Source organism: Phnomibacter ginsenosidimutans, assembly GCF_009740285.1.
In the GTDB taxonomy this organism is placed as follows: domain Bacteria; phylum Bacteroidota; class Bacteroidia; order Chitinophagales; family Chitinophagaceae; genus Phnomibacter; species Phnomibacter ginsenosidimutans.
Map to the genome: position 1 here is coordinate 3,805,469 of NZ_CP046566.1, position 19,354 is coordinate 3,824,822.

At 48.2% G+C, this 19,354-nt stretch carries 15 protein-coding genes and 1 pseudogene; 9 read left to right on the forward strand and 7 right to left on the reverse strand.

Annotated features, from left to right (window positions below; genetic code table 11):
- Genes GLV81_RS16425 through GLV81_RS16430 form a run of 3 tightly spaced genes read right to left on the reverse strand, consistent with a single transcriptional unit; the run spans position 1 to position 2,268 of the window.
- A complete protein-coding gene (locus GLV81_RS16425) occupies positions 1 to 168 on the reverse strand; it encodes a hypothetical protein (RefSeq protein ID WP_157479831.1) in 168 nt (55 codons plus the stop codon).
- Positions 141 to 425: a hypothetical protein gene (locus GLV81_RS21415; RefSeq protein WP_281350839.1), complete on the reverse strand. Its 285-nt coding sequence runs from the start codon at positions 423 to 425 to the stop codon at positions 141 to 143. Before GLV81_RS21415 ends, GLV81_RS16425 begins: the two co-directional genes overlap by 28 nt.
- Positions 319 to 2,268 (reverse strand): heavy metal translocating P-type ATPase, encoded by a 1,950-nt coding sequence (locus tag GLV81_RS16430; protein ID WP_281350719.1) that lies wholly within the window; start codon positions 2,266 to 2,268, stop codon positions 319 to 321. Before GLV81_RS16430 ends, GLV81_RS21415 begins: the two co-directional genes overlap by 107 nt.
- 188 nt (positions 2,269 to 2,456) lie before the next feature.
- Here GLV81_RS16430 and tsaE point away from each other — a divergent pair, with 188 nt between their 5' ends.
- Positions 2,457 to 2,876 (forward strand): tRNA (adenosine(37)-N6)-threonylcarbamoyltransferase complex ATPase subunit type 1 TsaE, encoded by a 420-nt coding sequence (tsaE, locus tag GLV81_RS16435; RefSeq protein WP_157479832.1) that lies wholly within the window; start codon positions 2,457 to 2,459, stop codon positions 2,874 to 2,876.
- A 61-nt stretch (positions 2,877 to 2,937) separates the two neighbouring features.
- Positions 2,938 to 4,146 carry an alanine dehydrogenase gene (locus tag GLV81_RS16440; RefSeq protein WP_157479833.1) on the forward strand — a complete coding sequence of 403 codons (1,209 nt, stop codon included), beginning with the start codon at positions 2,938 to 2,940 and terminating at the stop codon, positions 4,144 to 4,146.
- Position 4,147: 1 nt separating this feature from the next.
- On the opposite strand, the gene GLV81_RS16445 is transcribed toward GLV81_RS16440, so the two are convergent.
- The 3 genes from GLV81_RS16445 to GLV81_RS16455 all read right to left on the reverse strand — a co-directional run bounded on the left by GLV81_RS16445 (position 4,148) and on the right by GLV81_RS16455 (position 5,794).
- Positions 4,148 to 4,519, reverse strand: a complete 372-nt coding sequence (locus GLV81_RS16445; protein ID WP_157479834.1) for an iron chaperone — start codon at positions 4,517 to 4,519, stop codon at positions 4,148 to 4,150.
- Between the two features lie 102 nt (positions 4,520 to 4,621).
- Positions 4,622 to 4,915 (reverse strand): hypothetical protein, encoded by a 294-nt coding sequence (locus tag GLV81_RS16450; protein WP_157479835.1) that lies wholly within the window; start codon positions 4,913 to 4,915, stop codon positions 4,622 to 4,624.
- 180 nt (positions 4,916 to 5,095) lie between these two features.
- Entirely contained in the window at positions 5,096 to 5,794 is a 699-nt protein-coding gene (locus tag GLV81_RS16455; protein WP_157479836.1) for a response regulator transcription factor, read from the reverse strand.
- 187 nt (positions 5,795 to 5,981) lie between these two features.
- Here GLV81_RS16455 and GLV81_RS16460 point away from each other — a divergent pair, with 187 nt between their 5' ends.
- The 4 genes and pseudogenes from GLV81_RS16460 (at position 5,982) to GLV81_RS16480 (ending at position 14,027) form a co-directional block, all read left to right on the forward strand.
- Positions 5,982 to 6,353: a co-chaperone GroES gene (locus GLV81_RS16460; RefSeq protein ID WP_157479837.1), complete on the forward strand. Its 372-nt coding sequence runs from the start codon at positions 5,982 to 5,984 to the stop codon at positions 6,351 to 6,353.
- Between the two features lie 64 nt (positions 6,354 to 6,417).
- Positions 6,418 to 8,677 (forward strand): annotated as a pseudogene (locus tag GLV81_RS16465) (RelA/SpoT family protein).
- 133 nt (positions 8,678 to 8,810) lie between these two features.
- On the forward strand, positions 8,811 to 11,390 hold the full coding sequence (locus tag GLV81_RS16475; RefSeq protein ID WP_157479840.1) for a phosphoenolpyruvate carboxylase: 2,580 nt from the start codon (positions 8,811 to 8,813) through the stop codon (positions 11,388 to 11,390).
- A 357-nt stretch (positions 11,391 to 11,747) separates the two neighbouring features.
- Positions 11,748 to 14,027 carry a T9SS type A sorting domain-containing protein gene (locus GLV81_RS16480; RefSeq protein WP_157479841.1) on the forward strand — a complete coding sequence of 760 codons (2,280 nt, stop codon included), beginning with the start codon at positions 11,748 to 11,750 and terminating at the stop codon, positions 14,025 to 14,027.
- Positions 14,028 to 14,112: 85 nt separating this feature from the next.
- Here GLV81_RS16480 and GLV81_RS16485 read toward each other — a convergent pair whose 3' ends face one another.
- Entirely contained in the window at positions 14,113 to 16,086 is a 1,974-nt protein-coding gene (locus GLV81_RS16485; RefSeq protein ID WP_197428633.1) for an LTA synthase family protein, read from the reverse strand.
- A 145-nt stretch (positions 16,087 to 16,231) separates the two neighbouring features.
- Here GLV81_RS16485 and GLV81_RS16490 point away from each other — a divergent pair, with 145 nt between their 5' ends.
- The 3 genes from GLV81_RS16490 to GLV81_RS16500 all read left to right on the forward strand — a co-directional run bounded on the left by GLV81_RS16490 (position 16,232) and on the right by GLV81_RS16500 (position 19,354).
- Positions 16,232 to 17,494, forward strand: a complete 1,263-nt coding sequence (locus tag GLV81_RS16490) for an adenylosuccinate synthase (protein WP_157479843.1) — start codon at positions 16,232 to 16,234, stop codon at positions 17,492 to 17,494.
- 116 nt (positions 17,495 to 17,610) lie between these two features.
- Positions 17,611 to 18,024 carry a hypothetical protein gene (locus tag GLV81_RS16495; RefSeq protein ID WP_157479844.1) on the forward strand — a complete coding sequence of 138 codons (414 nt, stop codon included), beginning with the start codon at positions 17,611 to 17,613 and terminating at the stop codon, positions 18,022 to 18,024.
- Positions 18,025 to 18,043: 19 nt separating this feature from the next.
- On the forward strand, positions 18,044 to 19,354 hold the full coding sequence (locus tag GLV81_RS16500) for an anthranilate synthase component I family protein (RefSeq protein ID WP_157479845.1): 1,311 nt from the start codon (positions 18,044 to 18,046) through the stop codon (positions 19,352 to 19,354).

Here is a 19,354-nt window from a genome sequence, read left to right on the forward strand (position 1 = left end):
TCAGCCAGCGTTTTTTTCTGCTTTCCTAACTGCTGCTTGCATAGCAACAGCCTGTTGCTTCAACGCTGCTTTCTTTTTCTTTGAATACTTCTTTTTGATTTCAATCACCATACCATTAATTTGCTCACAAATTACAACTTCTACTTCAACTTTCTGACGCCCAGCCACAGGCTGTTGATGGCCAGCACCACATCGCTGCCGCCCATAATGAGGGCACCGAGTGTAGGATGCAAAAAGCCAAATGCCGCTACAGGTATGGCAATGCTGTTGTAGAAAAATGCCCAGAACAAATTGCTCTTTACCGTGCCATACGTAAGCTTACCCAACTGCATGGCTTTGGGCAGGTTTTTCAATCCATGGCTGGTAAGCACCACCCCTGCACTTTGTATGGCCAGTTGCGATGCTTCGCTCAATGATACACTGATGGTGGCTTTGGCTAGCGCCGGTGCATCGTTGATGCCATCGCCCACCATCACGGTGGGTTTGGCTTGCTACCAGTTCATCAATGATCTGTAATTTTTCTGCAGGGCTTTTGGCCGCATGCACTACATCAATACCCAGTGCGTTAGCTACCACAGCGCATTTTTCTACACTGTCGCCACTCAGCAAAATGGTAGTGATGCCTTGTGCTTTGCAATAGTTGATGACGTCTTTTGCCTCGGGCCTAATTTCATCTTCAATATCTAACCAACCAATGAGTACATCGTTTTTGGTAACATACAAACTATGGAGTTGTGCAGGTGCAGCTTTCAATATTTTAGCCGAACCAATGCGGTACACATTACCATCGGTGTCGGCTGCTTTCATGCCCTCACCTTTTACTTCTTCTACATCATGCAAGCGAAATGCATCCTTACTGCGCCAGGCATCCGCAATGCTTTTGGCAATGGGGTGATTGGAAAATTTTTCCAGTGAAAACACCAGCTTTTTAAATGCAGCTTCATCGCCTTCGAGTGCTGCAAATGCTGCAATGGAAAACTTGCCCGATGTAAGGGTGCCTGTTTTATCAAACACCATTTGGCGAATGTCTTTGAACAGCTCCATGCGTTTTACATCGGTATACAATATGCCGTAGCGGGCTGCACGGCCAAGGCCAACTGCAATGGCAGCCGGCGTAGCCAAGCCCATGGCACAAGGGCAGGCAATCACCAACACGGCTACACAGCGCATCAGGCTCTCTTTGAATGTATGATCACCAATGAAGAAGTTGCCGAGCAAAGTGAGCAAGGCAATGCCCAACACAATAGGAATAAAGATGCCGCTGATTTTATCAGCCAGCTGTTGCACCGGTGGTTTTTCTGTCTGTGCTTTCTTCATCATTTCCTGAATGCCGCTCATCACCGTGTCTTTACCCACCGCCGTTACATAGGCTTTCAGGTTACCATTCACCACCACACTGCCACCCACCAACACATCGCCTTGTTTTTTCAATACGGGAGTGGCTTCACCACTCAACAAGGCTTCACTCACATCTGCTTCTCCACTCAGCATTTTGCAGTCGGCGGGTACTTGCTCACCGGTGCGTATCAAAATCAAATCGCCGGTACGTAAGGCCGTGCTATCCACCTGAAATACCTGCTCCTGATGCTGATCGTCGTAGGCAATCATGTTGGCTTTTACGACCTGCGTTTTGGTGAGTTCTTTAATCACTTTTTGGGTACGGTTCACACTCACATCTTCCAGCCAGTTGCCAAAAAATACGATGGTGATGATGCTGGCAGCCGTTTCGAAAAACAGGAAGTCTTCGGGCTTGGGTGTAAACAATCCGTAGGTGCTGTAAGCAAAGGCTGCAAAGGAACCAATGGTAATGAGTACATCCATATTGGGTACCCCGCCACGAATAGAATTGAAAGCACTTTTACCAAAATATTCCATGCCTATTACAAACACAGGCAGCGCCAAACCAAACTGCACCCAGGGCTGCATCAGCCAGTGCAAATGCACACTGGGAATCATGTGCAACATGAGCAGCAATGTAAAAGGTAAGCTTATCCAAAAGCGCAGCATATACTTGCTCATAGTGCCATGCTCGTGACTGTGGTGGCTATGGTGGTGTGCCGCATCGCCACTGTGCACTTTATAGCCCAGTCCTTCTATTTTTTTTATCAGTTCTGTTTCTACAGCGGTGTCTGCAGTTTCAAAACTTACATCGCCACTAATGGCATTCACCGAAATATTGGTCATGCCTTTATTCGCCAATGTTTTGTTGATGTTCAACGCACAGTTGGCACAAGTCATCCCATCTACTTTCCACGCTATTTTTTCCATACATCATCCTGTATACGAAAGGCGGAATTGCTCATTTCGCATGTTGCAAATTTACCCCTTCCTGTTGCAAAAAAGCTGTCAAACGTTAGCTATTACTGCAACGCCGTGGCAGATGCACCAGATTTGTCCGCATTTCGAAAAAGCAGTGGCTCAATCATTTACCCGCAAATTCTACCGAACTTGCGCCCATGGAACTGCTGTACCAACAACATGAAATACAGAAAGCTGCACAATGGCTGCTGCAGCAGGCAGGCCACCGCAAAGTGCTGGCTTTTTTTGCGCCCATGGGTGCGGGCAAAACCACGCTGAGTGCTGCGCTGTTGCAACTGCTGGGCAGCTCCGACCATGCGGGCAGCCCCACCTTTTCCATTATCAATGAATACGCCCTTCCCAATGGCGAAACCTTGTACCACATGGATTGGTACCGCCTTCGGGATGAAGAAGAAGCCATCGCTGCCGGTGTAGAAGATGCACTGTACAGTGGCCACCGCTGCCTGGTAGAGTGGCCCGAAAAAGCCCCCGGCCTGTTGCCGCCCGATACACTTTCGGTACGCATTGAGCCGGTGGATGAAGAAAGCCGTCGCCTCGTTGTGCTGGCAGAACAGTAATTTTATAGCCCTGCGGGAAATATTACGCAACCCATCACCAACATTTTAGTCAACCGTCGCCATGTCGAAACCAATCATTAGCGGATCGTTCAACTACGAAACACTCGAAGAAACTTTGGACATAAAAGCCAAGGGTGCCGACCTCTTTATTGGTGTGCCCAAAGAACATGCCTTTCAGGAAAACCGGGTGGGCCTGATACCCGAAGCCGTGGGTGTGTTGGTAGCCAATGGCCACGATGTGTGGGTGGAAACAAAAGCCGGTGCCGAAAGTGGCTACCACGACAAAGACTACGCCGAGGCAGGTGCCAAAATAAAATACGACCACAAGGAAATTTACAACTGCGATATTCTGGTAAAAAGTGCTCCGGTAGTGGATGATGACCTTCCCCTGCTGAAGCCCAACCAGATTGTGATTTCGCCTATTCACCTGAGTGTGATGAAGGCTTCCATTTTGCAAAGCATGATGGATAAAAAAATAACCGGCCTCAGTTTTGAAAACCTGAAAGACGATAGCGGCACTTACCCCATTGTACGCAGCATGAGCGAAATAGCAGGCAGTGCCAGCATGCTCATTGGCGGCCATTACCTCAGTCAGGGCAGCCATGGCAAAGGCATTTTGTTGGGCGGCATCAGCGGTATACCACCTACCAAAGTAATTATTTTGGGCGCCGGTGTGGTAGGCGAATTTGCAGCCCGTGCAGCCCTCGCCATGGGTAGCAGTGTAAAAGTGTTCGACAATAACGTATACAGATTGAAGCGGCTGCAAGACACCCTCGGTCATCGGGTATGGACCAGTGTAATTGAACCCAAAATTTTAGCCAAGCAACTCAAGACTTGTGAAATAGCGGTGGGTGCGTTGGGCTCTGCCAACGGCCGTACACCAGTGGTGGTAAGTGAAGACATGGTAGCCAACATGCGCCCCGGCAGTGTTATCATCGATGTGAGCATCGACCGTGGTGGCTGCTTCGAAACCAGTGAAATTACCAGCCACGAACGACCCACTTTTACCAAGCACGGGGTAATACACTATTGTGTGCCCAACATACCGAGCGGCTACGGACGTACTGCCAGCCATGCAGTAAGCAATGTACTGATGCCGTTGCTGCTCAACGTGGCCGATGCCGGTGGTTTGGATACTTACGTGTGGAATAATTTCAACATCCGCACCGGTATTTATTTGTTCAAAGGTGCCCTCACTAATTTTCATTTAAGCGAACGCTTCGAACTCAAATACACCGACCTGAATTTGCTGATGGCAAGTATGGGGTAGGTTATTTTTTCTTCGTTGGTTTACTCAAATTTTCCAGCAGCCGATACTTGGTGATTTGCGCCACCAGCCGTTTGGGTATGGGATTGCTCAGCGGAAACTGGATAGCACCTTTTGAGGTAGTATAACCCGAAAGCTCATCGGCAAAAGCTTGTATGCCCGATGGGGTTGGATAAAACCCGATGTGCTTTTTTTGCGCTGCAAAATACACCAGCACCCCAGCCTGTTTGTATGCCGGCATACAGTAGCTGATGCACTCTTCTGCCAGTGGCACCGCCTTGCGAATTACCTGCCGCATGGTCTGCAATTTTTCTTGTACCTCCGGTGCCTGATCAGCTATGTATTCATCTACCGAGGTATACTTTTTATTATTCATAACGGTAAGGTATCTGTGCTTGCAAACAGCTACCAGCAAGTAAGGTAAATAAAAACGGCTACCTGATGGCAGCCGTTGCAATGCTTTGTGACGGTTGGTGTATTAAAACCGATAGCGGCTGTTGGCATGCATTACCTGCTCCCGCAGTATGCGTACCACCGCCAGCCCACTCATGACAGGCGTAGCTATGCGGCGCCAAATGAATACCAGTAATACCGCAGCAACTGCGGCACCGAGCAGTACACCACCCAGTGTACCCCATGCTACAATTGCCAGTCCGCTCATGCTGAGCGGCGTAAGCCATACCAGCAAACCGGTAACCACAATGCCCGACAGGGCAAACCAGCCAAACCACAACAACAGCGCTATGTTGCGCAATAATTTCCAGGTTTTCATACTGCAGGTATATCCATTTACATACCAAAAAACACAATCCCCCGCCATAGTGGCAGGGGATTGTTGATTTTATGATTTTGTAAGCGAAAAGCCGAAGGCCAAAAGCGGAAAGCGGAAGGCTTAAAGCTGGCGATTACAATCCGGTCCTTCACCCCCTTTAGGGGGCAGGGGGGTTTGTTTTTACGCCTCCTTCTCCACCAATCTAAAGCCGTTACCGTGGATGTTCACAATCTCCAGGTTTTCGTCTTCCTTCAGGTATTTGCGCAGCTTGGCAATGTACACGTCCATGCTACGGCCGTTGAAGTAGGTATCGCTACCCCAAATTTTCTTGAGGGCTTTTTCGCGGGGCAGCAGGTCGTTTTTATGTTCGGCCAGCATGCGCAGCAGTTCATTTTCTTTGGGGCTCAATGTTTGGGTTTTACCAGCAATGCTCAGCTCCCGCAGTTTGGGATTGAAGTGGAAATTGCCCAGGTCAAACTCCATGTTTTCCTGTTCGCGGTTCAGCTCTTCATTGCGCTTCAAAATGGCTTTGATTTTATGCAGCAATACTTCGCTGTCGAAAGGCTTGGTGATGTAATCATCGGCACCCAGTTTGTAGCCCTGAATGATGTCTTCCTTCATGGTTTTGGCACTCAGGAAAAACAACGGAATATCCGGATCTACATCACGAATTTCTTCGGCCAGTGTAAAGCCATCCATGTTGGGCATCATTACATCCAGCAGGCATATATCAAATTTTTCCCGTTGAAAAGCAGCCAGGCCAAGGCGACCGTCACGCTCCAGGGTTACATCGTAGTCGTTCAGTTCGAGGTAGTTCTTCAGTACCATGCCCAGATTGGTGTCATCTTCGCACAGCAGAATCTTGTATTTCTTATCCATATCAATGGTGTTTGTACAAATAAAAATAGAAAATAGCAGCCCCCCGTCCAATAAATTGTTAATGAGCAGGTTACTACAGCATACAGACTACGCCGTTTGCCTGTATTTTAGTCACAGCAGGCTGACATTTTGTAACCACCCGCCAATGCAGTACAGCAATTGATGTCTGTTTTAAAATCGTGTTTATATGATGCTTACTTCTGATAATACGTTCAAGAAACTCATTGTGATTGGCGACCGGGTGCTCATTCGCCCCAGCAAGCCCGAAGAAAAAACCGTGAGTGGCCTGTACCTGCCACCCGGTGTGCAGGAAAAAGAAAAAGTGCAGCAAGGCTATGTGATCAAAACCGGGCCGGGCTATGCCATACCCATGCCGGTAGACAGTGAGCCATGGAAGGCCGAAGAAGAACAGGTGAAATACATTCCGCTGCAGGCACGTGAAGGCGACCTTGCCATTTTTTTGGTGAGTGGCGCTACAGAAGTGATGTATGAAGGTGAAAAGTATTTTATTGTACCGCAAAGCGCCATCCTGATGCTGGAGCGGGAAGAAGATTTATAACCCACTCACCCGTAAGCCGCATCAGCGTTGCACCTCGTATCTTTACCGCTTTAGAACACTGCCATTGGAAACACCTGCCGTACCTACGAAAACGTATACTCTCAACGAGGAACAGGAGAAAAAAGAAATCCTGCGGAAATACCGTGCCCTGCTGCGGGTGCTCAAGCCCAAGCTCAAACCCGGCGACCGGGAGCTGGTGCGGCATTCGTTTGAAATGGCGGCCGATGCCCATAAAACCATGCGGCGCAAAAGCGGCGAGCCCTATATTTTGCACCCTATTGCCGTGGCCATGATTTGTGCCGAAGAAATTGGCCTCGGGGTACGCAGCACCATTTGCGCCTTGCTGCACGATACGGTTGAAGACACGGAAATAACGCTGGAAGATGTACAGCGGGAGTTTGGCAACGAGATAGCCCGCATTGTAGATGGGCTCACCAAAATCAGCAACGTTATTGATGCCAGCAGCAGCCAGCAGGCCGAAAACTTCAAGAAGATTTTGATGACGCTGACGGATGACCCACGGGTTATCCTCATCAAACTGGCCGACCGCCTGCACAACATGCGTACGCTGGACAGCATGAAGCGGGAAAAGCAATTGAAAATAGCCAGCGAAACCATTTGGGTATATGCGCCATTGGCTCACCGCATGGGCCTCTACGCCATCAAAACCGAAATGGAAGACCTCTCCATGAAATACATGGAGCCCGATGCCTACCGCGAAATAGCCCAGAAGCTGGCAGAAACCAAACGGGAACGCAGTCGCTACATCAACGAGTTCATTCGCCCACTGAAAGAAAAACTGGATGCTACCGGCTTACAATTCGACATCTATGGCCGCCCCAAAAGCATTCACTCCATCTGGAATAAAATCAAAAAGAAAGGCGTCAGCTTTGAAGAAGTGTACGACCTCTTTGCCATCCGGGTGATTCTGGATTCGGAACAGCAAGAAGAGAAAGCTGATTGCTGGAAAGTGTACAGCATTATTACCAGCGAATACCAGCCGCAGCCCGAACGCCTCCGCGACTGGCTGAGCCGCCCCAAAAGCAATGGCTACGAAGCCCTGCACACCACTGTGATGGGGCCACAGGGCCGATGGGTAGAAGTGCAGGTACGCAGCCGCCGCATGGATGAAATAGCCGAGCGGGGTTTGGCAGCTCACTTCAAATACAAAGAAGGCACCGGGCAAGAAGACCGCTTCGACAAATGGTTTCAGCAAATACGGGATGTGATTGGCTCACCCGATGCCGATTCGGTAGACTTCCTCAACGATTTCAAAACCAGTTTCCTCGCCGAAGAAATATATGTGTACACCCCACGGGGCGATGTAAAAATGCTGCCTGCCGGAAGCACTGCTTTGGACTTTGCTTTTTACATCCACAGTGCCATTGGTAGTAAAACCATTGGCGCCAAAGTAAACCACAAACTGGTGCCCATTGGCCACAAACTGCGCAGTGGCGATCAGATTGAAATCATCACCAGCAACAAGCAAAAGCCGCATGAAGACTGGCTGAACCTGGTGATTACAGCCAAGGCCAAAAGCAAAATCAAAGACTCGCTGAAAGAGGAAAAACGCAAAATAGCCGACGATGGCAAATACATTTTGCAGAAAAAACTCGAAGGCATGAAAGCCGCGGTGACCCCCGGCAATGTGGAGTTGATTGCACAGTTTTACAAGCTCTCTTCTTCGCTGGATTTGTATTACAACATCGCCATCAAAAACATTGACCTCAAAGAACTCAAAGACTTTCAGGTGCATGGCGACCGACTGGATTTGCCCCGACCCAAACAGCCGGAGCACAAGCCACATGAGCAGCAGGCAGAGCAGCACCAGCACAAACATGCTGTTCCATCCAAAGACACAGAGCTCATTATTTTTGGTGAAAGCGGCGATCAGGTTTAAGTACACACTGGCCAACTGTTGCAAGCCCATTCCCGGCGATGATGTGTTTGGTTTTATTACCGCTACAGAAGGGCTGAAAATACACCGCACCAGCTGCCCCAATGCTGCACGGCTGCTGGCCAACTATGGCCACCGGGTGGTAAAAACCAAGTGGGCTAAAAACAAAGACATTGCCTTTCTCACAGGCATCAAAATCATCGGATTGGATGATGTGGGTGTCATCAACAAAATCACCAACATCATTAGTGGCGACATGCGCATCAACATCAATGCCCTCACCATCGAAAGCCGCGATGGCTTGTTTGAAGGCAACATCAAAGTGTATGTGCACGACAAGGAAGAACTGAATGAACTGGTGAGCAGGCTCAAAAACCTACGGGGTATTCAAACAGTAGACCGCTTCGAACCCGAAGAAAACAAATAGTCATTTTTTCGTTTGTCGCAATCGTTGGCGTTTAATTGGCGCAGCCAAGTGCCAGTGCTGTCCCGCATTTTCCTTAGTTTAGCGGGCTGCCTGATGTAATACGATTGCTGCCTACGAAGTATATTCATCAGATATGGACCCAAATTCACTGACGCAACTTGAACGCTTCAAAAACGAAGTGGGCATCAAGTTTCAGTTATTCAACAGCCTGTTTACCAGCCTGCCTTTTCATCGCATTGAAAAAACAGGCATTCTATTGTCGTTGCTGCTCAACAATTGCGAAGAAGGCTACGATAAAGGCAAGAGCCCTGTAGAAATTCTCAACGATTTTTTCAGCAAGCATACCGGTTATAAAACAGAAGAAGAACGGATTGATTTGCTGTTTCGGTTTGTGCAATATGCCGAGCGGCAAATTGTATTGTTTGATGCATTGGAAGATGCTGCGTTTCGTTCCTTGCACGATTTTTCGGGCACTGGTACCATGAAGCAGCTGCAAGCCAAAGTAGAACAGGAAAACCAGCAAGTGGTGCTGCAGGAGCTGATGCAAAATTTTGGCATCCGGCTGGTGCTTACGGCGCATCCCACACAGTTTTACCCCGGCGAAGTGTTGGGCATCATTCACGACCTGTCGAAAGCACTGAGCGACGACAACAACGCACAGGTAAACATGTACCTGCAGCAGTTGGGCAAAACACCATTTTTGAAAAAAGAAAAACCTACGCCTTATGATGAAGCCATCAGTTTGGTGTGGTTTTTAGAAAATATTTTTTACGCAGCAGCCGGCCGCATTTTGTTTTTCATGAAGCGGCAGCTCAACTACACACTCAACCCCAACAACCCCATCATTCGCCTTGGCTTTTGGCCCGGCGGCGACCGCGACGGCAACCCATTTGTGAAAGTGGATACCACATTGAAAGTGGCACACGAACTGCGTACCAGCATTCTCAAATGCTACTACCTCGATATCCGCAAACTCAAGCGTCGCCTTACCTTTAAAGGAGTTACCAAGCCACTGGCCATGCTGGAAAAACTGCTGTATCAGCATGTATTCATTCCCGGTCATGAAAGCGCATTGGTGCTCGATGATATTTTGCAGCCACTGCTGCAAATACGCCAAACGTTGAAGACGGAGCACAACGGCCTGTTCATTCATTTGGTAGAAAACCTCATCAACAAAGTAGAAGTATTTGGCCTGCATTTTGCCTCGCTGGATGTGCGGCAAGACAGCAGTGTACATACCGCTTTGTGGCAGGAGCTGGCCAAAGTGCACGGTGTTTTGCCTGAAGGATTTGCACAGATGGATGCTATTGAAAAAATGGATGCCATCATGCAATTGCAGCAGCAATTATCACCCGATGTACTCAGCAATGAAATACATCAGGACACGCTGAAAATACCCGGCATCATTCGGGATATTCAACGCCTCAATGGTGAAGCAGGTTGCCACCGCTACATCATCAGCCAGTGCCAGAGTGCACTAAATGTGCTGGAAGTGTATGGCTTGTTTTTACTGAATGGCTGGAAGGCAAATCACATGTCGGTAGACATTGTGCCCTTGTTTGAAACCATTGATGACTTGCAGGGTGCCGCTGCCATTATGGAAACCTTGTACATGCAACCCGGCTACCGGGAGCACCTGCAGCGCCGCGGCAATCAGCAAACCATTATGCTGGGCTTTAGCGATGGCACCAAAGATGGTGGCTACCTGATGGCCAACTGGAGCATTTACAAAGCCAAGGAAGAGCTCACCCTGCTGTCGCGGAAGTACGATATTGATGTGTTGTTTTTTGATGGCCGCGGCGGCCCGCCCAGCCGCGGCGGAGGCAAAACCCATAAGTTTTACGCCAGCATGGGCCAAAACATTTCGAACCGCGAAATTCAACTCACCATACAAGGACAAACCATCAGCTCCAACTTTGGTACGGTAGATGCAGCGCAGTTCAACATGGAGCAGCTCATTCATGCCGGGCTCAGCAGCACTTTGTTTGCCTCCAAGCTGTCTACCCTCGAAAAAACGGAAGAACAGTTGCTGATAGAACTGGCCAATATGGGGTACAAGAGCTATCAGGGCCTCAAAAACCACCCCAATTTTTTAGACTACCTGAGCAGTGCCAGCCCGCTCCGGTTTTATGCCGATACCAATATCGGCAGCCGGCCAGCCAAGCGGGGCGGCTCCGCCAAACTGGCGCTGAAAGACCTGCGGGCCATTCCGTTTGTAGGTGCCTGGAGCCAGATTAAGCAAAACGTAACAGGCTATTACGGCGTAGGCACGGCATTGCAACAAATAGAGGCCGATGGCCGATGGCAGGAAGTGGCCGATCTGTATCACAACTCGTTGTTCTTCCGCACGTTGATAGACAACTGCGAAATGGCCATGAAAAAATGCTTCTTTCCGCTGACGGCCTACCTGGGCGAACATGCGGTATATGGCAAAGTGTGGCACATGATACACGATGAGTATAACCTGACCCGCAAAATGGTACTCAAACTCAGTGGCAATACCGAACTGATGGGCAACTACCCGGTGGAGCAATTGAGTATTCAAATGCGGGAAAGAATTGTGATACCGCTCACCAGCATTCAACAATTTGGTCTGGCCCAGTTACGCCGCATGGAAGAGCAGGTGATGAGTTCACCGCTCAAAAACAAATACGAAAAACTAGTGATGCGTTGTTCTTTCGGCATCATTAATGCTGGCCGAAACAGCGCCTAAAACTTCCATATCTCATGAGGAAAGAATGACATCGGTCGATTTTCAAAAAAATTGACCGATGTTTTTCAACATTACAACAATGATTTTAATACTTTGCAGGTAGAAAACCCAACCCTGAATCATCCCGGCTATTAAAAGCATTGTTGTAGAACCCCTGGAAAAGAAGCCCTTGTGTCCTGAGATACCCATTGAAAGAAAGACCAAAGCGGCTCCCTTTATTTGATGTGCACAGTAAGTACTGCGATTTTACCCAATCGCTTATACTACGCTTGTCCAATGCTTTTTCTGGTTGTATTCCGAATGGTTTTTCTGCCTGCGCAAATCGTTTTCGTCACCTACGCATAAAACCTAACAAACATGAAACACGTTTACCTTAGAAAGACCCTTGCAGGCGCCCTCCTGCTATTGGGCACACACATTGGCTTTGGCCAGCAGGGTGGTGTACTGGATGCCACAACTTTTGGAGCCGGCACCAGCGGGGGTAGCAATTTCTTATCCGCTACTACCATTGATGCCAATCAAAAAATTCTCATCGGTGGCTCTTTCACCTCCTTTAACGGAACAAGCATCAATAACTTCACCAGACTAAACACTGATGGAAGCATTGATGGTGGATTTACAACCGGCACCGGCCCCAATGGCATCGTGAGGGCCGTAGTAATTCAGCCCAGCGATAGTAAAATTTTAATTGGAGGCACTTTTCCTCAATACAATGGTGTAGGCAGAACACGGGTTGCCCGCATCAATACGGATGGTACACTGGATGTTTCGTTTGCATTAACAGGTACCGGGATTACCGGTGGCGATGTATTTGCCATTGGCATACAATCGGATGGTAAAATCATTATTGCAGGAACCTTCACCGGATACAACGGAACAACAACCAACCGCATTGCCCGTTTAAATACTGACGGCTCTCTCGATGCGACTTTTACTACTAATTTGGGTACCGGAGCAAATGGCAATGTGAACCGGGTTGCCATTCAAAGTGATGACAAAATTGTAGTTGTTGGTGCATTTACATCTATCAATGGTGTAAGCAGCCCCGGTGTAGCCCGGCTGAACAGTGATGGCACTCCTGAAGCCGCCTTTACAACCAACATAGGTACAGGAGCCAACAATGCTGTAGAAGCATTGGCTATTCAACCCAATGGCAGCATTGTTATTGGTGGTGCCTTTACTACATTCAATGGGGTGGCTACAGGCAGAATTGTTCGGTTGGCTTCAAATGGCACACCAGATGCCAGCTTCACTACTGCAACAGGCACAGGAGCAGGAAACAACACTGTATTTACCATCCGAATATTAAGCAACGACAACATCATGCTGGCTGGCTCTTTCACCACTTTTAATGGTGCTAGCCGCTCAGGTATTGCCCGCTTATTGTCTACCGGTGCATTGGATGCAAACTTTATTCCGGGCACAGGTACTACCGCCCAGATAAACATTATGGGCATTCAAAGCGACGGGAAAATTGTATTGGGTGGTGCATTCCCTACCTATAACGGGGCTACCCGCAACCGCATTGCCCGCCTGCATGGCGACCTTACTGCAGCCAGCACAGCCCAAACAGCCACCATCACCAGCATTTCTGCCAACAATGTGTATGCACTGGGTAGTACAGATGGCAGCATTGTAGCTAAAGTGGTACCCAACGGCGCTACACCCGTAAGTGGCAATGTAACTGCTCAGGTATTCTTCGATGGTAGCGTACAGAGTGTAGGCAGCATTCCTTACCTGCAGCGCCATTACGAAATTACCCCAGCCGCAGGTAGCACTGCCCGTGTAACCCTCTATTTTACTCAAGCCGAGTTTGATGCTTTCAATGCTGTGCCCAACGGAGCCGACCTGCCTTACAATGGCGCAGATGTGGAGGGCAATAAAGCCAATATCCGATTCACCAAATACAGCGGTAGCTCAACAGGTGGTACCGGCAACCCTGCTGATTACAGCGGTGGTTCCAGCATCATCGACCCACTGGATACCGACATCGTTTGGAACAGCACCACCAGCAAATGGGAAATTAGCTTTGATGTAAGCGGCTTCAGCGGCTTCTTTATGCAAACAAGCCTCAACCTGCTGCCCGTGAAGTTGAAAAACTTTACAGCCCGTGCAGAAGGCATAACTGCCAAACTCGACTGGAACACTTCATCTGAACAAAACAGCAGCCACTTCAATGTGGAACGTAGCCTCGATGGCAACAGCTTTGTAGTTGCTGGCAAGGTAAATGCAGCCGGCAATAGCAGCAGCAACCGTGTGTATGCCTTTGCTGACAACCTGGCCAAAGTGCCTCATACCGGTGTGGTTTACTATCGCCTCAATATGATTGATAAAGATGGCAAGGCCGCTTACAGCGAAGTGAAGAGCATTCGTCCCGCCAAAGTACAACTGGGTGCCGCTTTGCTGCAAAACCCTGTTAACAGCGAAGCCCGTTTATTGTATCAGGCAGCTGCCAGCGAAACCATCAGCATTCGGGTGCTCGACAGCCGCGGTCAACTGCTGATGCAACAACAGCAGCAAGTAAGCGCTGGCGCCAACCAAATTCGTTTGGCTACTGCCAGCCTCGCCAAAGGCATTTACATTATTGAAGTAAATGGCAATGGTGAACGCAGCACCTTGCGGGTAGTAAAAGAATAACGTACAGCTATTAACGACATAAAAAAATCCCCGCCAATTTGAGGCGGGGATTTTTTTATTCAATAAACACTTCGATACAAAGCAGCTAAATGCTTACGGCTTGCTGCACAGCAGTCATTCTGTTTTCGATAATGCGGTTGTTGTATTGCTGCACCAACCCCTTAATCCGTTTCTCCATGGCATTGGCTACATCTTTGCGCTGGCCAATGATGTTGTTGGCACACAACGTATCGGTTTTGTAATGGTACAAAGCACTGCTCTTTTCCCCATCAAACAACAACAGATAATCATTGTCGAAAAGCTGATAATGGTTGTTGAGATAGTTGAAGGCAAACGGCTTTTCTTTTCCCGTCCATATATCGCGGCCATAACTAAAGAATGGCTTTTGATAATGCAGATAGCCCAGCACTGTAGGCATAATGTCGGTTTGCTGAATCACATTTTCGGTATCGAAAAAAGTAGAATCGAACAGCGGGGAGTAAAAGAAAATGGGGATGGCAAAAGCACCCGTCAGCGAACGGTACTGCGGATATTTTACTTCGGCACTGGCATGGTCGGCGGTAAACACAAAAATGGTATTCTTAAACCAGGGCTCCTTTTTAATTTTCTCGAAAAACAAACGCAGCGAGTAATCGGTGTAGGCAATGGTATTGTGCACGGCCCTGTCGCTCAGGTCGAACTGCTTACCAAACCGCTCTGGCACTTTGTACGGGTGGTGTGATGATACCGAAAACAAAGCCGCCATAAACGGCTGTTGAAAGCTGCTGAGCTTATCGGCAAAATAGCCAAAGAATTTATCATCCCAAATGCCCCAGATGCCATCAAAGTCGTCGTCGTTATTGTATTCTGTTTTACCAAAATACTCAGCAAACTTGCTTTGGTTGGCAAAGGCATCAAAGCCCATCGAGCCGTTGGGTGCCCCATGGAAAAATGCGGTGCGGTATCCTTCTTTACCTAATAACGAAGCCAGACTGTTGATCTGGTTGTTGGAGTAATGCGAGGAAATAAAATTGACCGACAAAGAAGGAATGCTGGCCAGTGAGGAGGGCATGGCATCAATAGAGTTGCGGCCATTGGCCAGCGAATGCTGGTAGGCCCGGCTTACACCAATGAGTGAATCAAGAAACGGCGTGTAGCCTGTATAATACCCCGGCTGAAAATGCTGGTTGTATTTGCCCACAAACTCTTTGGAAAAACTTTCGAGAATAATCACCACCACATTGTGCTTGCGCATACCTGCCGTATCGGGCACCGGAGTTTTGATGGGATTAAACGCTGCCGCCAAACTATCTTCATTATCGAAGTATGCCACCTTTTTAATCTGCGTGGTACCAATGGTTCGAATGAAGGCAAATGGCGTATTGAGCACCACATTTACTTCTTTGTAATCATTTACATAAGCCGATGCATTGCTGAGTGTAATGGGCCGGGTGCTGTACCGGAAACCGCCCCGCACACCAGCCACCATGAGGCCCACACCTGCCGCCATGGCTACAAAATGACCCGTGTAAAAAACCCATGGTTTTTGAATGGCAGAAGGGCTGTACCGCACTTTTCGGGTGAGGTACACCAACATCCAAATGAGTGCTCCCCACATGAGAAAGCCGGGCCAGTAATCGGCAAAAAAAGCAGAGAGCAACTGCCTGCCATTTTGCTCATTTTGAAACTGACTGAACACGGTGATAGTAGTGCGGCGCAGGGTAAACTTGTAGTAAAAAATATCGGCGGTATTGGCAGCCAGTGCAATGGCATTGGTGAGCACAAAAATGACCGACAACACTTTGTAATACAACCGGCTGAACTTAAACCGAAACGGCAACAGCAACATGAGAAAAAACAACATGTTGGTGTAAATGATAGCCGAAATATCGAACCGCAAACCACCCAGCATCAGGCGGGCTTTGCCTTGCCAGCTGCTTTCGGGAAACAATGAAGCATTGTACCAGTAAAAAACCACCCGGCTCAAGCTGTACAAGGCCAGCAAAAAAAACAGGTATATCAGGATGTAGGTACCCAAACGCACTTCTCTCTCACGGCCACGACTGAAAAGTCGGCCCATCAGCGGCTTTATTTGCATGTCTTCACAACAGATTTAACACAAAAGTCATCTTTGCCCTGCGTACCACAAAAAATCTTACTGCTTTTCACCCTGCTTCTACCACTGCAACCACCTATTTTTGCCGCTCAACAGGCAATTCCAAATCATGATTGATGTAATTCTCGGCCTCCAGTGGGGCGATGAGGGCAAAGGAAAGATCGTCGACTACTTTGCACCCAACTACGACATCATTGCCCGCTTTCAGGGCGGCCCCAATGCAGGTCATACTTTATATGTAAATGGTGAAAAAATAGTACTGCACCAAATTCCTTCCGGTGTATTTCACCCCCATACTGCCAACCTCATTGGCAGCGGTGTAGTGCTCGATGCAGTGACCTTGAAAAGAGAATGCGAATCGGTAGCCAAGTTTGGCGCCGACGTTCGCAAAAACATGTTTATTTCTAAACGCACCCACCTCATTTTGCCTACGCACCGTGCTTTGGACAAGGCCAGCGAAATGCAAAAAGGCGATGGCAAAATTGGTTCTACCCTCAAAGGCATTGGCCCCGCTTACATGGACAAAACGGGTCGTAACGGTCTTCGGGTTGGTGATTTGCTCGATAAAAACTTCACCACCAATTACATCAAGCTCCGACTGAAGCACCAGCGCCTGCTCGATAACCACAATTTCAGCGAAGACATTACTGCCTGGGAAGAAGAGTTTTTTGAAGCGGTAGAATTTTTGCGCAGCCTCAATATTGTAGATGGCGAATACTACATCAACAATAAAATAAAAGAAGGCAAAAAAGTATTGGCAGAAGGTGCCCAAGGCAGTATGCTCGATATTGATTTTGGCACCTTCCCATTTGTAACCAGTAGCAATACCATTACTGCCGGTGTTATGAGTGGCTTGGGTGTAGCGCCTCAACTGGTGCGTGATGTGATTGGTATTACCAAGGCTTATTGCACCCGTGTGGGTGGCGGGCCTTTCCCTACCGAACTGCACGACGCTACTGGCGAAGAACTGCGCAAAGCGGGCAATGAATTTGGTGCCACCACTGGTCGTCCTCGCCGCTGTGGCTGGATTGATTTGGTAGCCCTCAACTACGCCTGCATGATTAACGGTGTAACCAAAGTAGTAATGACCAAGGCCGACGTACTGGACAAGTTTACACCATTGCAAGTGTGCACAGCATACAATGTAAATGGCGTGGAAACTGACCAGATTCCGTTCGATATTTGCAAGGCCAATATTGAGCCTGCGCTGAAGTCATTCCCGGGTTGGAATACCGATACCACTGTGTGCAAAACAGAAAACGATCTTCCAGAAACCATGCGTACGTATATTCAGTTCATCAACGAAAAAATTGGTGCGCCGGTAAAATGGGTAAGCAATGGCCCAGGTCGAGACCAAATTGTACCCTTATAGTTTTACATTGAAAAACGGTCCAAAAAAGTTTGATTGAATCATTGAAAAAAAGTTCCGTCATTTTTTTGGCTAAATAAATTTCACTCCCAAATTTTACATTTCTAATCCTTCGCAACATGGCTATTAGAAAAGCAACATTGGAACAAGATATCCTGACACCCACAGACGAAATAGATGAGCTGTTGGGCAACATTATCGCTGGTAAAAAGGCAGATGATGACGACGACGATTTAGATGAAGACGAGGATGATGCCCCCAAGAAAAAGGGTGGCAAAAAGGCCAAAGATGACGACGAGGACGATGAAGACGTAGAAGACGACGAGGACGATTGGGAAAAGGGTGAAGAAGACGAAGAAGATAGCTGGGATCCCGACTTCGAAGAATTCGATTTGCCAAAATCTGGCGCTAAAAAAGGCGGCAAAAAAGGCGAGGATGAAGAAGACGACTTCAAACTGGACGAAGACCTCAATGAGTTCGACGACCTGTTTGGCGACGGCGGCGATAGCTTTGACGACGAAGACGACTTCTAATTGAGTCGCATACAAAAACATGCAAGCAGGTAAGGTTTATCCCATTCATAACCTTAGCGTATTTAAACAACAACTGTTGAGCTGGGCAAGTCAGTTCAACAGTTGTTGTTTTTTAGACAATCATCAATACGCATCGCCCTGGCAGCAGCAAGAATGCCTGCTTGCTGTGGGTGCCAAAGCCATGCTGCAAACACAAGCAGGACAAGCACTGGCACAAATTGATGCATTTACCCAAGAGCATAGTGGGCAGTGGATTTTCGGGCATCTTGGTTACGGTCTCACTTACGAATTAATGCGGCAACAATCGCAGCATCCGCATCCCAATGGTTTTGCTGATGCATGCTTGTTTGTACCAGAAATAGTACTGCAATGCAACGACAACTCAGTTTGTATTTATGTTGAAGACCAGGACTTAGCCAATGCTATTTTTCAAGCCATCAAATCGCAAAGTGTAGGTAGTGATGCTCCCCAAAGCCAGATGCACATTGGGCGAATGTCCCCCGTGCTTTCTCAGGAATCTTACCTGCAAACAATTGCCAAGTTGCAGCAGCACATTTTGCGGGGCGATTGTTATGAAATTAATTTTTGCCAGCAGTTTCTGGTACCCTACTCTGAGGTCGATCCGGTGGCTTTGTATCAGTCGCTGTGCGAAGTATCACCCAATCCATTTTCCTGCTATTATAAAATAGACAGCAACCATTTGGCTTGTGCCAGCCCCGAACGCTTCCTGATGAAACGTGGTGGCAAGTTGTACAGCCAGCCCATCAAAGGCACAGCCAGCCGGCATAAATACAACGCCGATACAGATGAAATATTGAAACGGCAATTGCAGCAAAGTGAAAAAGACCGCAGCGAAAACGTGATGGTGGTTGATTTGGTACGCAACGACCTGTCGCAGATTTGCAACAGCGGCTCTGTAAAAGTGGCCGAGCTGTTTGGTATTTACACCTACCCGCAGGTGCACCAAATGATCAGCACCATTGAAGGAGAACTTCGCCCGGGCACAAGCTTTGCACAAATTTTACAAGCCACTTTTCCAATGGGCAGCATGACCGGTGCACCCAAGCCGAGTGTGGTGTCGCTCATCGATAAATACGAGCAAGGGCAGCGGGGTATTTTCTCTGGCTCTGTGGGCTACATACAACCCAATGGCGATTTCGATTTCAATGTGGTGATTCGCAGCATTGTGTATGAGCAAGCTGCAAAGTTGCTACACTACCATGTAGGTAGCGGAATCACCCATTACAGTGTGCCGGAAAAAGAATATGAAGAATGCCGGTGGAAGTCGGCCGCTATAGAGCAGGTGCTGAGTAATCTTCAGGCACAATAA